The sequence below is a fragment of the Hymenobacter telluris genome (assembly GCF_017313265.1).
Lineage (GTDB): Bacteria > Bacteroidota > Bacteroidia > Cytophagales > Hymenobacteraceae > Hymenobacter > Hymenobacter telluris.
Genome location: NZ_JAFLQZ010000010.1, coordinates 137,886 through 152,404 on the forward strand (window position 1 = coordinate 137,886; position 14,519 = coordinate 152,404).

A 14,519-nucleotide genomic window follows, 5' to 3' on the forward strand; every position below is an offset into this window, starting at 1 on the left:
CAGATAACGCAGATATAACCTTTTAAATGATTGTATCTGCGTTATTGCTTGTTACAGCTCTCTTACTAAACTCCTGCTATGACTTATTACAGCCATTTCGTTTTTGGATGGTTATTGCTTCTAACTAGCTGTGAAACCAAAATACCTGTTACTGAATCTAATTTGACAGGCGCTTGGCGCAGCGTTAATACACACAAATCAGGCTACCCACCTGATGATATCATCATTTATAAGCGCTACAAGCAGTTATTCCTAACGACCTACTACGGCCATTATGAGGCAAAGCTTAATGAAGCAGGGGACTCATTAAGTCTTCGACAAGGTTGCATGGTTTACTTGCTTCCTGTCTCTTTACGCTTGATGCCAGATAAAAGTCCAGATACGCTTTCAGTGTCAATGCCAAGTTTTGGTAAATTCACTCGTATGGACTCTTCGACATTCATTAGAAATTACTTTAGCTACAAGCGCCCTCGAAAACTTCCTTTACAGAGAAGGGGAGAAGATAAATGACATTTTAGAAAATAAACTTTCAATTTTTATTGAAAGTTTCAAATACTCGATTACATTTACACCATGCAACTCGAAGAAGCCAAAAGCAAGTTCATTGAAGGCTGGGGCACCCTGGGCTCGGCCTGGGGCGTAAGCCGCACAATGGCGCAGGTACACGCGTTGCTACTAATATCGGCGCAGGCGCTGAGCACCGAGGATATTATGGAGCAGCTCCAGATTTCGAGGGGCAACGTAAACCTGAATGTGCGGGCTTTGATGGACTGGGGCTTGGTGCGCAAGGAATTGCGGCCCGGTGAGCGACGCGAGTTTTTTTCGGGTGAGAAAGACATTCATAAAGTAGCCACCCTGATTTTGAAGGAGCGGCGGCGGCGCGAGCTAGAGCCCATCATGCGGGTGCTCGGCGAAATCAAGCAGGTAGAGCCCTCTGCTATGGTTACGGAAACCGAGGCTCAGGCTTTTTCCGAAACCATCGGCAATATCCAGAGCTTCGCTGAACTGGCCGACCGGACGGCAGCCACCATTATCAAGGCCGATGAAAATTGGTTTTTGAGCACGTTTATGAAGCTTATGCGGCCAGGCTAAGCGAGGCTTATTTTTTTGATGTTATGTTTCAATATTTTTTGAAATTTCTATAACACTCATATCCTGTTCTTATGCGTACGGCTCGCGGCTTTTTCACTCGCCTTACAAACTTTCTCGTCATGCATAGCTTCCCCGAAAACCGACCTAAAATTGTGCTGGCTGGCGGCAACGGCTTCTTGGGCCAGCATCTGGCCCGGCACTTTCAAAGCCTAGGGTATTGCATTGTGGTTATTAGCCGCGCCAGCAGTTCCCTGCCAAACCATGTGCAATGGGATGGGCGTACTGTGGGAGCTTGGGCCACCGAATTGGAAGGCGCCGCGGCTGTTATCAATCTGGCCGGACGTACTGTGGATTGCCGCTGCACAGCGGCCAACAAGCGAGAAATCCTGAGCAGCCGAATTGACAGCACCCGTGTGTTGGGTGAAGCCATTGCAACCTGCCAACGCCCGCCGCAGGTATGGCTGAACTCGTCTACGGCCACTATCTATGCGCACAATGAAAACTGGCAACGGGCCAACACCGAAGCAGATGGGAAAATAGGCACCGGCTTTTCGGTGGAAGTGGCGCAGGCCTGGGAAGCGGCTTTGTGGGCAGCCCACACCCCTAACACCCGCCGGCTTGCCCTCCGCACTGCTGTTGTGCTGGGGGCTGACGGTGGCGCGTTTCCGGTGATGAAAAAGCTGGCCAAATGGGGCCTGTGCACGCCGCAGGGTAGTGGCTACCAATGGATCAGCTGGCTGCACGTGCACGACTTCTGCCGGGCCGTGGAGTTCCTGCTCAACGAAACCGACCAGGCTGGCGTGTTCAACGTCTGCGCCCCGGCCCCGCTGCTGAACCGCGACTTCAATGCGCTGCTGGCGCACGAGCTAAAGCCGCTGGTGCGCCTGCCGCAGCCGGTATGGCTGCTGGAGCTAGGAGCTTTTGTACTGCGCACCGAAACCGAGTTGATTTTGAAAAGCCGCAAAGTGGTGCCGCAGCGCCTGCTAGACCTCGGCTTCCGGTTCCGCTTCCCCACTTGTGAGCGAGCAGTAGCGGACCTACTCTGACATTTCGCGCTTGTTTTCTTTTTTCACCTTCTTTTCTAACGCATCATGAATTACTTACTTCTGGTGTACGGCGTTTATCTGCCCGTCACGGTATTGCTCACGGTATGGGTAGCGCGCACGCTTTTCACCAACGGCCGCACTTTTTTGGTTGACATTTTCCACGGCAACGAGCCCCTGGCCGACTCCGTGAACAAGCTCCTGCTTACCGGCTTCTACCTCATCAACATCGGGTACGCCACCCTTACCCTGCGCTCCGATGACCCCGTGAACAGCTACCAGCAGACGGTAGAAACGCTTAGCATCAAGCTTGGCACTATCATCTTGATTTTGGGCGGCATGCACTTCTTCAATCTGTATGTGTTCTATAAGCTCCGCAGCCGGGCCCAGAACGAAGCTCGCGCTTACGATTTTGTAGCCAACAAGCAGTAAAATAAATCGGCCCCAATGCCCAGTCTGAGCGCAGCTGGCGGCATTGGGGCCGTGCTACGCCTGGTTACTGTATCTGCCAACCTGTCTGCACTGAACTTTCCGGCCCGTGTCTTGTTGATTCGCAATCTGCTACCTTGCGGCCCGCTTGACCGTATATAGCAGCACACACATTCCAACTAACCCCCTTGTGTTATGGGACATAAAGCCATCGAAATCACCGATGCTAACTTCGACGAAATCATCAACTCCGATAAGCCCGTTCTGGTGGACTTCTGGGCCGAATGGTGCGGCCCTTGCCGCATGGTAGGCCCTGTGGTAGAAGAACTAGCTGGCGAATATGAAGGCAAAGTTGTAATTGGCAAAGTGGACGTAGACGCCAACCCGCAAACCTCCGCCAAATTCGGCATCCGCAGCATCCCGACGCTGCTGGTATTCAAAAACGGCCAAGTGGTAGACAAGCAAGTAGGTGCTGTACCGAAGCACGTACTTGCTGGCAAGCTAGACGCTCAAGTAACTGCCTAGTTACCTTGCTTACATTAATAAAAGCCCGTTTTCCTTCGTGGAAAGCGGGCTTTTGTTGTGTATGGGGTATTGACTTAGTGTGCCTAGTATAGCTCGTCGGGATTGGAGGCGCGGGCTTCGGTGGGCGGAGCTTGCGGCGGCCGGGTACCACTCAGTAGCGAGAAGTTCGGGGAGAAATAAATAGGCAGCGTAAACGTCATGGCGGTGGGCACGTTGTACTCCCGGCCGGGCTGAAAGGCGGGTAAACTAGCCACCACCCGGCGCGCTTCCTGGTCGGCTTCGGGGGCCAGCCCTCGCACCACCTCCACTTGCCCCACGCGGCCATCTTCGCCTACCGTATAGCGCACGTATACCTTGCCCGTAATGCCCTTGCGGCGGGTATTTTTAGGATATATAGTATTCCGGGATACGAAGTTGAGCAACGCCCCCTCACCACCCGGAAACTCAGGCAACTGGCGCTTGTGCAACCGCCCTACGTATGGAGAGGCATCTTCATTGAAAAAGGCCAACGCCGGGCCCTTTTCCCGGCTCAGCAACTCAATGGCGCTTAGTTGTCCGGTGTCGTAGTAGTAGCGCCATTCGCCGGTGGGCTTACCCGCCGTGTACGTGCCTTTTGAGCGTTTCTGCCCGTTGCGGTGCACACTAATCCAGGTGCCAACGCGCTGGCCTTGGGTGTATTCGCCACGCTGGCTTACGCGTCCATCTTCGTACCAGGCCACATACACGCCGTCGGCTTCATCGTTGCGGTAGTGCACCTGCGCAGCTTTGCTCCCGCCGGGATGGTACCAGGTCAGCACTCCGGTCCGTAATGGCGGCTCAATCGACGACAAGGTGCCGCGCAACAGCAGGGTACCCGTGAGCGAATACTCGCGCACAGCGTAGGTGCCCAGCAACTCGTTTTTTTGCTCAATGAGCCGGTAATGGGTGGCGCTATCGGGCACCACCTCCTGGTCTTGCTCGTTGAGGTAAATGGCCGGCATGGTTTGCGCCGATACCACAGCTGGCAGTGCCAGTAATACTCCGCAAAACAGGATGAAGTGCGCTTTCATTAACCACAGAAACAAGAGGGGTTCTGGAAATATACCATTCCTGCCACCTGTTGCCAAGCACCCATCAGCTAAGGCAGTAAAGTTCTATATACAGTACAGTACTAATCTAATATCAATTACTTATACTTCCATACCTGTTTAACCTAAAAAAGGCGGTTACTACTAATAGCAACCGCCTTTGTAACCTAATCAGCCTGTTTAAGAAGGCAGTAGCTGAATCGGACGATTCAAACTTTCTTCGAGCGAGATGAGCGTTTCCGTGCGTTCAATACCCTCAATGAGCTGCATCCGGTCGTGGAGGACGTCGCGCAGGTGCTGCGTGTCGCGGCACACGATGCGGGCGAAGATGCCGTAAGCTCCGGTGGTGAAGTGGATACTAACAACTTCCGGAATTTCGCGGAGCTGCTCGGCTACACTGGCATACACCGAACTCTTTAGCAGATAGATGCCCAAGAAAGCATTGACGCCATAGCCGAGCTTCTGATAATCAATCTGAAGCGTTGCGCCCTTCACAATCCCAAGTTCCTCTAACCGCGCCATCCGTACGTGCACTGTTCCGCCCGATACATGGACTTTGCGGGCTATTTCCGTGTACGGCATCTTGGCATCCTGCATCAACAAATCCAGAATTTTGCGGTCGGTGTCGTCAAGTTCGTAATTCTTAGCCATTTTGCAGGTGTTTGATTATATATATTAAAATCAGAACAGGTGTTTTCAAAAAACTTTGTAAATATTAGCGCAAATCTCTGCGATAATTTTACAATTCAAATCAAACTACTACATTTGTCATAATCCAACGCGAACGGCGCGGGATTATTCTTGTAGAGTGATGAAACTGGCAGACATACCCTCCTCTCTCGGGGGTGGTGATTCGGGAAAAACTGGTTTGGCGGCCGGCTAACTACACCGTGAAGGTTCGAATCCTTCTTCTACAGCACTGGGTGGATTAATGTGAGGAGGGAAAAACCGGGACGTATCTGGGTGGGTACGTTCCTTTGCGAGAGGCAGCATCTGGGTGGGTGCTACCTTTTCATCAAGAGGCGGCATCTGGGTGGGTGCCGCCTTTTTGTTGCCTTTTAGGTCGGTTTGGTTCATTTTCAGGCATAGACGCCCGGGTTTTCAACTGGCTGCAAAGAAAAGCAAATCTTACGGCCTGCTATATGTAGGTTTCAATAAAAAGCCCGATTTGCAATGAAATTTGCAAATCGGGCTTTTTTGGTTTCCATTTAAGCTAGCTCGTTTAATTCAGCTATTTATAAATGAGCACCTGGCTGCGGCCATCCTCCTTGATAAAGCCGCGGTACATGCCTTCGGAGTTGAAGGGCATGGTGATATTACCGGCGCGGTCCAAGCCTATCAGGCCACCGTTGCCTCCCATAGCGCCCACTTTATCGATAACGGCTTGGGCGGCCTGGCTTAATGGAATCTTCTGGTATTCCATACGGGCAGCTACGTCGCGGGCCACAGTGGCCCGGATGAAATACTCGCCCCAACCGGTACACGATACGGCGCAGGACTGGTTGTCGGCGTAGGTGCCGGCCCCGATGATGGGGGCGTCGCCGATGCGGCCGTAGCGTTTGTTGGTCATGCCCCCGGTGCTGGTAGCGGCAGCTAGGTTGCCTTGCTTGTCGAGGGCGACGGCGCCAACAGTGCCGTACTTGCGGCCTTCGGTGAAGATGAGGTCCGCCAAGTCCTGTGAGCCAGCGGGCACTAATGCACTGCTTGGTTTACCGGCCTTGGTTTTGCCTTTGGCTTTGGTGGGCGCGGCCGGAACTGGGGCAGCTTTAATTGGCGTGTTCGGCTGGTTGGAAGGACCGGCGCTTTTCTCGGTGCTCAGTGCCTTTTGCAGTTGGTCGTAACGGGCCTGGGTGAAAAAGTAAGAAGGCTCCACAATATCCAGCCCTTGCTCACGAGCAAACTGCTCGGCGCCCGGGCCGGTCAGCAATACGTGCTCCGATTTCTCCATAACTGCCCGTGCGGCCGTAATGGGGTTGCGCACCACCGTAACACCCGCCACCGCGCCAGCACGCAGCTGCTCGCCTTCCATGATGGAGGCATCCATTTCGTTGCGCCCTTCATGGGTGAATACGGCACCTTTGCCGGCGTTAAACAACGGGTTGTCTTCCAGCACCCGAATGGCCGCCTCTACGGCATCAAGCGCCGTGCCCCCGTCTTTGAGAATAGCGTGCCCAACTTGCAGGGCCTTGTTCAGCCCATCTTGGTAGGCTTTTTCCTGTTCGGCCGTCATGTTGGCTTTGGTGATGGTGCCCGCTCCGCCGTGGATAACCAGCGTGAAGGGCCCCGCCGGACTGGTTGCCGGAGCTGTTTGAGCCGTGGCGGGAGCCAGGTGGCTGAGTACTGCCGTAAACAGTAACAGTAAGGTCTTTTGCATGTGAGTAGGCAATGGTATGACGCAATACGGCCCGCTCCTGGCTTGTACACCGAAGAGCGGGCCGTGAAAAATAAGCAGTTCTTGCTTAGCGGTTGGCAACGGGCTGGTTTTGCTGCCGATACCGCGCCAAACCCGCATCCAAAAACTTCACGAAAGCCTCGGCATCGGGCTCGTAGGCAATGGGCGTAGCCAAGGTGTGCTGCAAGTCGGCGGGGGCATTGGGGTCGAGCAGCACGTAGAAGGGTTGGGCGTTTACGTTGAAGCCGGTGAGCTGCAAATCGGCGTTTTTCTTGCCCAGCGTAGATTTCAGCTTATTATCATACTTGGAGGTGTACTGCTCGGCCGCGGGCAGCTCGGTTTTGTCGTCCACGTAGAGGGCCACTACCACGTAGTCGTCGCGGAGGCGGCGCAGCACTTCCGGGTTGCTCCACACGGTGGCCTCCATCTTGCGGCAGTTCACGCAGGCGTGGCCGGTGAAGTCGATGAAGATAGGCTTGTTTTCGGCCTTGGCGCACCGCTTAGCCTGCTCCAGGTCGAAATAACCGGGCAGGCCGTGGGGCAACTCCAGAAACTCGTTGTAGCGCGGGGCCTCACACAAGGCATTCATTTTGGCAGTGGCAACTGGCGTAGCCGTAGCAGCCAGCGTGAAGTCGCGGCTGGACTGGGGCGGCAGATAACCGGCCAGCAACGGCAGCGGCGCCCCAAACAGGCCAGGTATCAGATAAGTCATGAAGCTGAACGCCAGCACCGCCATCAGCAGTCGGCCCACGCTCAGGTGGGTGAGGTCGGAATCGTGGGAAAGTTTGAACCGGCCCAACAGGTATAGCCCCAATAGGCCCGACAGCGCAATCCAGAGCACCAAGTAAATGTCGCGCGGCAACAGGTTCCAATGGTAGGCGAGGTCAGCCATGCTCAGGAATTTCAGGGCCAGCATCAACTCCACGAAGCCCAGCACCACCTTCACCGTGTTCAGCCAGCCGCCCGAGCGGGGCAGGCTTTTCAGCCAGGTTGGGAAGACAGCAAACAGGGTGAACGGCAGTGCAAAAGCCAGTGAGAAGCCTAACATCCCAATAACCGGCGTGATTCGCTCACCCCGCGCAGCCAAACCCAGGATGCTCGCCACAATAGGCCCGGTGCAGGAAAACGACACCACTACCAGCGTGAGAGCCATGAAGAAGACGCCGCCCCAACCGCCTTTGTCGGCTTGTGCGTCAATCTTATTAACCATGCCGTGGGGCAGCGTAATTTCGAATAAACCCAAAAAAGACAAACCGAATACCACGAAGACCGTGAAGAAAATCAGGTTCGGCAGCCAGTGCGTAGCAATTAGGTTCGGGCCATCTTCGCCCAGCAACGCTGCCACTACCACCCCAATCAGCACATAGATTACGATGATGCTGAGGCCATATACAAAGGCTTTAAGGATGCCCCGCTGCCGGCTGTCGTTGCCGCTGGTGAAGAACGAAACCGTCATTGGAATCAGCGGAAACACGCACGGCGTAACAAGGGCGCTTAGCCCAAACAGAAAAGCACCAAACGCAAAAGCCAACAAGCTCTCCTTAGCCGGCTCAGCTCCGTTGGCCCCAACAGCTGCCGATGCCGCTACCGTAGCGGTGGTAGGTGCTGGCACAGATGCCATTGTATCATCAGAAGTAGCGGCTGAGGCAGCAGGCATGGTGGATGCCGGCGGCACAACAGCAGCCGTAACAGCAGTATCGATGGGGACAGCGGTAGCCGTAGGCGGAGCAGCTGGTGTGGCTACGGCGCCAGTGGGCGCGCCGGGTTTGGCGGGCTTGCTCTCAGGGGCTTGGGCAGGCACGGCGGCACCCGTTACGGTAATGGGGCCAAAGCTCAATGTTTCGTCGCCGGGAATGCAGCGGCCATCCACATCGGTGCAGCTTTGGTACTCCACGTTGGCCTTCACGGTGAGGGCGCCGGGCTGCAACACCCGAATGCGCTGCCGAATCTGGCCGGTTTTCTCGAAGTAGGTAACGTCGCCTTTAAATACCTCGTCGTAGTGTTTTTGCGAGTTGATGGACTTTGGCTTGCCTACTAGCTCATAAGCCGGGCTCTTCGTGAAGCTGAACGTGAAAGCCGTGGGCCCCAGGTCGGGGTCGAAGTCGGTGGCGTAGAGGTGCCATTTGTCGTCGATGCGGGCATTCACAATGAGGTCCACTTCCTCGCCTGCCTTGGCCGTGGGCGAGCTAAGCGCCACCGACAACTTGGTGGGCGTCAGAACTTGGGCGGTGGCACCGGCCGCCGTGCCTAGCACCAGCAGCAGAACCAACAGAATATTCTTGAAGGAAGTCATTGGAAAAGAAAAAGCAACGAAAACGTAAGGGCAGCAAAGGTCGGTAGAAAGCCGAACAGCCATACTGGTTTAGGGGTTTCCAACAAAGTAAACACCTAGCAAGTTGTGACCAATTATAACTCAGCCGGAACCGCTTAGTCTGAATCACGTACTTTTGTAGTACCAAGGGAGCTGGGCCGCGTGAGCCCGACCCCCGGATCTATGGCTTTAAATATATTCCTGACCGTTCTACTGGTATTGGTGAACGGGTTTTTTGTGGCAGCAGAGTTTGCCTTTGTTAAGGTTCGTTCTTCGCAAATCGACATAAAAGCGCAAGGCGGCAACCGCTTGGCCAAATTGGTGCAGCGCATGCTGCACGATCTGAACTTCTATCTGTCGGCCACCCAACTAGGCATTACCTTGGCTTCCCTGGCTTTGGGTTGGATTGGGGAAAGCGTGGTGGCGGAAGTGGTAATGGCGGTTATCGATAATTTCCATATTACCCTCTCCGCCAATGCGGTACACCAGATTTCGCTGGTTACCTCTTTCTCCATTATTACGGTGCTGCACATTGTGCTCGGCGAGCAGGCCCCCAAGGTGCTGGCTATTCAGAAACCTGAAAATACCACCATTGCCGTTGCGGTTCCGCTGTTTGCCTTCGCCTGGATTACCAAGCCATTCATCTGGCTGCTCAACACGCTTTCCAATATGGTGGCGGGGCTGGTAGGCGGCGAAGTAACGCACGGCCCCGAGGCGCACTCAGCCGAAGAAATCCGGCTGCTGCTGGACCAAAGCAAGCAAAGCGGTGAAATCCAGGACTCCGAGCACGAGCTGATTGAAAACGTGTTCGAGTTCAACGACCGGATGGTAAAGCAGATTATGGTGCCCCGCACCAAGCTGTCGGCCATTGATGTGAATACGCCCCAGGACGGCATTCTGGAAACGGTGTACGACGAAGGTTTCTCCCGGATTCCGGTGTACGAGGGCAACATCGACAATATTGTGGGGGTGCTTTACGTGAAGGATTTGCTGCAAATCATCCGGCGCAACGAGCCGATTGTGCTGCAAAAAATCATGCGGCCCGCTTACTTCGTGCCCGAAACCAAGAAGATTAACCGCCTGCTCCGGCAGTTCCAGCGCAAGCACATGCACATGGCCATCGTGAGCGACGAGTTTGGAGGCGTCTCCGGCATCGTCACCATCGAGGATATCATGGAAGAACTGGTAGGCGAAATCCAGGACGAGTACGATAATGAAGTACCGGTAGTGGAGAAAGTATCGGAAACGGAATACCGCGTGAATACCGCCACTGCCATTTCCGACGCCAACGAGTACCTCCCCTACCCCCTGCCCGAAGGCGACGATTACGAAACCGTGGGCGGCTTACTCAACGTTATTTACGGCAACATCCCGGAAGTTGGCGACGTGGCCGTGCTCGACAACTACGAGTTTCGGGTACTGAAACGCTCCCGCCGTGCCGTAGAACTGGTGCAGCTGCGGGTAACCACTTCGGCCGAGCAAGAAGAGGAAGCCAACGAAGCGCTGAATCTGTAAGCAGTTGCCAGTTGTCAGATATCGTACTGGTAACCGACAACTCGCAACTCATTATTTCAGCCAGCTAGCATACAGCACGTAATTATCGGCGGTGCGGGCTAAGTTGGCGCGCTGCTCGTCGGTTACGGGCTTAATGCGGCGGGCCGGAATGCCAGCGTACAGATAGCCCGGTTCACACTGGGTGTTTTCCAGCACCACGGCCCCTGCCGCAATAATACAGCCGGCACCTACCACGGCGTGGTCCATCACAATAGCACCCATGCCAATCAGTACGTCGTCTTCGATGGTGCAACCGTGGGCAATGGCTTTGTGCCCGATGCTCACGCGGGAACCGATGGTGAGGGCGGCTTTCTGATAGGTGCAGTGTAGCACCGCGCCATCCTGGATGTTGGTTTGGTTGCCGATGCGGATGCTGTTCACGTCGCCGCGAATAACGGCGTTGAACCACACCGTGCAGTTTTCGCCCAGCACCACGTCGCCGATGATGGTGGCGTTGTCGGCTACGTAGCAGTTGGCCCCGAGCTGGGGTAAGATTCCGTGGACGGGGAGAAGTAGAGCGGGCATACGGAAAGGAAGGTTGAGGTTGTCGTTCGGTGAGGCTGCTTGAGGCTGCCGCTGCAAACCTACGCTCGAAAATTTCTTCCCGGTGAATCTGCTTGCCAAGCGCTAGGTCTTCCAGTTGATTTCACTTACTTGCTGACTATCTGCCACCTCCGGCAGCACAAAAGGTTTACGCCATGCAGCAGCCCTTTTTCTCTGCCGACCAGGAAACCCGCCAGTGGACCACTTTTCTGCACCTCTCGTTGCTGGCTGGCGTGCTGGTGCCGGGGGCAGGCTTTGTGCTACCGATTGTGCTCTGGCAACTCAAAAAAAACGAACTACCCGGCGTTGATGCCCACGGCAAAGTGGTAACCAACTGGGTAATCAGCTCCCTGATTTACGGCGCCATCAGCGGCATGCTAATTTTTGTGTTGATTGGTCTACCGCTACTAGGCATTTTAGCGGTGCTAGGGCTTATCTTTCCCATTATTGGGGCCATCAAAGCCAACAACGGCGAGTTGTGGGTGTACCCGCTTTCCATCCGATTTTTCTCGTAGCAGCTAACGAACCAGCATTCGTTTCCAGGTGCCCTTCTCCCAGTTGTATTTGAGGGTGCTAGGCAACGCCTGCCAGAAGTATTTGCTGGTTTCAACGGCGAAGCTGGGCTGCATATAGCAATTAATGGTGCAGCCTTCGCACTGCGGCAACCGGCCTTCCAGCGCGGCCAACTGCTGTACCTGCTGCGAATTATATAAGTCGAAAAGCTGCCCGTCGATGGCAAATTTCTGCTCGCCCAAATGGTAGCACGGCAGCACCAGCTCGTTGGAAGGGGATATAACGAGCGTAGTGCTAGCGGCCCGGCACACCGGCGCAGCTACGTGGTTGCCCCCGTCGCGGCGGAGTTGGATGAAGGCTTCATTGAGGTACACGCCCTTGCGCTGCCCGAAGGCCGATAGGTAGTCCAACTCCTCGGCGGTTAGCTGCTCGCCGGTTTCCACGCTGTTGTACTCGAAAGCCGGGTTCAGAATCAACATCAGCTTGTTGGGCTGCGCGATGTCGCGGTACACAGCTTCCAGGTCGTGCAGGTTTTCGCGGAACACGGTGAACAAGATGTCGGGCCGTTCCCCCAGTTCCCGCGCCACCCGGATGCTTTCCAGCACAAAATCATAGCAGGCCACGCCGCGGCCTTTGTCGTGCACTTCCTTCTCGGATGCATCGAGCGAGAAATGCAGCATATCCACTTTGCCCCGCAGCTTCTCGGCGTATTTCGGATACAGCAGGCAATTGGTGGTAAGTGTGGTGATGAAGCCCATATCGTGCGCCAGACCCACAAACTCGTGTATCTGGCGGTGCAGCAGCGGCTCGCCACCCGTGAAGTCCACCACCGACACACCCAGCTTCTTCAGGTCGCGCAAGTTGCGTTCCACATCCTCCAGCTGAATATAGGGCGAGGGTTTCTCCCAAATATCACAGAACGAGCACCGCGCATTGCACCGATACGTGACGTAATAATTGCACAGAACCGGATGACGAACTAAGCGCATAGGATTGAGCTGTTAGCTGCTGGCTTGTAGTTGTTACCGCAGTGCCGCTTCAAAGCTAACAGCTAAAAGCCAGCCGCTACCAGCAAAACGTTAATGCGGCAACGCGCCCCAGGCTTTATCCCACTGCTTGGGCGTAGCGGCCAGCGCCTCGGGGGTGGCGGGGCCGTAGTGTTCCAGGTAGTAGTTACAGAAGCCTTTCAGAGGGCATTTCGAGCAATCAGGCTTGCTGAACAAGCAAATGCGCTGCCCATGCCAGTAGTTGTGCTTGTGGAAGTTGAGCAGTACCAGCACATCTTTGGGCAATTGCTCTAGCAGCACTTGGTGCGCTTTGTCGGCGGAGGCTTTCGGCCCGATCATACCCACCCGCTGTGCAATGCGGTGCACATGCGTATCGACGGGCAACACGGGCTTGTGGAAGTTGAAGAGTAGTACCAAAGAGGCCGTTTTTAGCCCGATGCCAGGCATATCGGTTAGCCACTTCATACCTTGCTCGACGGGCCACTCTGCCAGAAAATCTAAGTGAAATTCGCCGCCGGTCTGAGTTTGAATGCGGCGCAGTACTTCCTGTATGCGGGGCGCCTGCGTGTCGGGCCAGCGGGTGGTCCGGATGGCGTGGGCCAACTCTGAGGTAGCCGCCGCCAGCACGCCCGCCCAGTCGCCGAAGGCCTCCAGCATCCGGTCGTAAGCCAACTCTTCGTCGGCGTGGGTGGTGCGGTGCGAGAGAATGGTGGAAATCAGCTCCCGCATGGGCGTACGGCGCGGTTGCTCCAGCGTGAGGAGCGGATAGAATTCGTTTAGAATCAGGTGGTCCTGCCAGGTTTTTTCGGCCGGTGGTGAGGCGTAATCCATTCTAGTGCCAGTTGTAAGTGTCGATAAACAATACGGCCCTGCCACCAAAAGGTCGCAGGGCCGCACTGGCAACTAAAAACTGGAAATGGCTAACTACTTAGATAGTGCCTTTTTCAGCAGCTTTCTTCAGCTTCTCGTTGGCGAAGATGGCCACTTCCACACGGCGGTTGGCTACCCGGCCAGCCTCGGTGGAGTTATCGGCAATGGGCTGCTTGGAACCGTAACCCGTTACGGTAAAGCGCGAAGCGTCTACACCTTGCTGCTGGGTATAGTTGGCTACGGCCTGGGCCCGGCGCTGCGACAAAGGGTCGTTGATGGCATCGGTACCGGTGTTGTCGGTGTGGCCTTCCACAATAACGTTGGTGTCACCGTACTTAATGAGGGTCTGGGCCAGTTCTTTGATGTTTTCCTGAGCGGCAGAGGTTAAAGCAGACGAGTTCTTAGCGAACAGCAGGCCCGAATCGAAGGTGATTTTGATACCCTCGCCTACGCGCTCCACTTTGGCGCCGGCCATTTCCTTTTTCAGCTCAGCAGCCTGCTTGTCCATGCGACGGCCAATCAGAGCGCCACCCGCGCCACCTACAGCAGCCCCGATGATGGCCCCTTTGGCGGTACTGTTTTTGCCACCAATCACGCGGCCCAATACGCCACCGGCGGCAGCGCCACCCAGGCCGCCAATGATGCCGCCTTTAGCGGTTTTGCTCCAAGGCTTCTTGGTGGTCGTCTCTGTTTGGGCTTGTACTGCGCTTGTGCCTACCGTAAGCAAGGCCAGCAGCAAAAGGAAAAATGAACGAAGGTTTTGCATTGTGAAAAAAGTTAAGGGTTTCGGAAGTAAGTGGTAAGAACGGAAAATAGTATGGTTGGTAATTCGGCCCGAAGATAGTGGTTATGCTGAACCAACTACTCCATGGCAGGCATTTTGCAACCACCTTGCCAAAAACGCTTGAAACCTGAAAATAGTATAGAAATAGGCCTTCTGCGCCTATATCAGGCTTTTTTAACCGCACAAACTAACCAGAAAAAACCTTGATGCTTTGCACTTTTAGCAGTGTGTATCCATTGTTCTGAGTTTTGCATAAGACTACATTGCTGGTTCTGCTAGCGCCTCAGCTTCATTGGCTTACCCGGAACAACAAATAGCCAACTGTCTTCTGCATCTAAGCTGAGCCACTAATGCGCAAAAAATCACTGTTTGCTAGGCACAAAAAAAGG

The 14,519-nt window shown here is 54.8% G+C and carries 15 protein-coding genes; 7 read left to right on the forward strand and 8 right to left on the reverse strand.

Annotated features, from left to right (window positions below):
• Nucleotides 1-78: 78 nt before the first annotated feature.
• From J0X19_RS15365 to trxA, 5 genes are all read left to right on the forward strand, one after another.
• Nucleotides 79-510 (forward strand): hypothetical protein, encoded by a 432-nt coding sequence (locus tag J0X19_RS15365; protein WP_206985270.1) that lies wholly within the window; start codon nt 79-81, stop codon nt 508-510.
• Between the two features lie 63 nt (nt 511-573).
• Nucleotides 574-1,092, forward strand: a complete 519-nt coding sequence (locus J0X19_RS15370) for a GbsR/MarR family transcriptional regulator (RefSeq protein ID WP_206985271.1) — start codon at nt 574-576, stop codon at nt 1,090-1,092.
• Nucleotides 1,093-1,211: 119 nt separating this feature from the next.
• The gene (locus J0X19_RS15375; protein ID WP_206985272.1) at nt 1,212-2,138 is read left to right on the forward strand and encodes a TIGR01777 family oxidoreductase; all 927 of its coding nucleotides are present in this window, start codon (nt 1,212-1,214) and stop codon (nt 2,136-2,138) included.
• 45 nt (nt 2,139-2,183) lie between these two features.
• Nucleotides 2,184-2,567 carry a hypothetical protein gene (locus tag J0X19_RS15380; RefSeq protein WP_206985273.1) on the forward strand — a complete coding sequence of 128 codons (384 nt, stop codon included), beginning with the start codon at nt 2,184-2,186 and terminating at the stop codon, nt 2,565-2,567.
• 192 nt (nt 2,568-2,759) lie between these two features.
• Nucleotides 2,760-3,089, forward strand: coding sequence for a thioredoxin (trxA, locus tag J0X19_RS15385; protein WP_022822371.1), 330 nt, complete (start codon nt 2,760-2,762; stop codon nt 3,087-3,089).
• An 83-nt stretch (nt 3,090-3,172) separates the two neighbouring features.
• Here the strand turns inward: trxA and J0X19_RS15390 are convergent, their stop codons facing one another.
• The 4 genes from J0X19_RS15390 to J0X19_RS15405 all read right to left on the reverse strand — a co-directional run bounded on the left by J0X19_RS15390 (nt 3,173) and on the right by J0X19_RS15405 (nt 8,841).
• The gene (locus J0X19_RS15390; RefSeq protein ID WP_206985274.1) at nt 3,173-4,138 is read right to left on the reverse strand and encodes an energy transducer TonB; all 966 of its coding nucleotides are present in this window, start codon (nt 4,136-4,138) and stop codon (nt 3,173-3,175) included.
• Nucleotides 4,139-4,336: 198 nt separating this feature from the next.
• Nucleotides 4,337-4,807, reverse strand: coding sequence for an Lrp/AsnC ligand binding domain-containing protein (locus J0X19_RS15395; RefSeq protein ID WP_022822369.1), 471 nt, complete (start codon nt 4,805-4,807; stop codon nt 4,337-4,339).
• A gap of 580 nt (nt 4,808-5,387) precedes the next feature.
• Nucleotides 5,388-6,530 carry an isoaspartyl peptidase/L-asparaginase family protein gene (locus J0X19_RS15400; RefSeq protein WP_206985275.1) on the reverse strand — a complete coding sequence of 381 codons (1,143 nt, stop codon included), beginning with the start codon at nt 6,528-6,530 and terminating at the stop codon, nt 5,388-5,390.
• A gap of 85 nt (nt 6,531-6,615) precedes the next feature.
• Entirely contained in the window at nt 6,616-8,841 is a 2,226-nt protein-coding gene (locus J0X19_RS15405; RefSeq protein WP_206985276.1) for a protein-disulfide reductase DsbD family protein, read from the reverse strand.
• 201 nt (nt 8,842-9,042) lie between these two features.
• On the opposite strand from J0X19_RS15405, the gene J0X19_RS15410 reads away from it, so the two are divergent.
• The gene (locus tag J0X19_RS15410; RefSeq protein ID WP_206985277.1) at nt 9,043-10,374 is read left to right on the forward strand and encodes a hemolysin family protein; all 1,332 of its coding nucleotides are present in this window, start codon (nt 9,043-9,045) and stop codon (nt 10,372-10,374) included.
• A 51-nt stretch (nt 10,375-10,425) separates the two neighbouring features.
• Here the strand turns inward: J0X19_RS15410 and J0X19_RS15415 are convergent, their stop codons facing one another.
• Nucleotides 10,426-10,938, reverse strand: a complete 513-nt coding sequence (locus tag J0X19_RS15415) for a gamma carbonic anhydrase family protein (RefSeq protein ID WP_206985278.1) — start codon at nt 10,936-10,938, stop codon at nt 10,426-10,428.
• 173 nt (nt 10,939-11,111) lie between these two features.
• On the opposite strand from J0X19_RS15415, the gene J0X19_RS15420 reads away from it, so the two are divergent.
• Nucleotides 11,112-11,471 (forward strand): DUF4870 domain-containing protein, encoded by a 360-nt coding sequence (locus J0X19_RS15420; protein ID WP_206985279.1) that lies wholly within the window; start codon nt 11,112-11,114, stop codon nt 11,469-11,471.
• Between the two features lie 3 nt (nt 11,472-11,474).
• Here J0X19_RS15420 and J0X19_RS15425 read toward each other — a convergent pair whose 3' ends face one another.
• The 3 genes from J0X19_RS15425 to J0X19_RS15435 form a co-directional block, all read right to left on the reverse strand.
• Nucleotides 11,475-12,458, reverse strand: coding sequence for a radical SAM protein (locus J0X19_RS15425; RefSeq protein ID WP_206985280.1), 984 nt, complete (start codon nt 12,456-12,458; stop codon nt 11,475-11,477).
• Between the two features lie 90 nt (nt 12,459-12,548).
• On the reverse strand, nt 12,549-13,307 hold the full coding sequence (locus J0X19_RS15430) for an endonuclease III domain-containing protein (RefSeq protein ID WP_206985281.1): 759 nt from the start codon (nt 13,305-13,307) through the stop codon (nt 12,549-12,551).
• Between the two features lie 97 nt (nt 13,308-13,404).
• A complete protein-coding gene (locus J0X19_RS15435; RefSeq protein ID WP_206985282.1) occupies nt 13,405-14,112 on the reverse strand; it encodes an OmpA family protein in 708 nt (235 codons plus the stop codon).
• Nucleotides 14,113-14,519 lie beyond the last annotated feature (407 nt).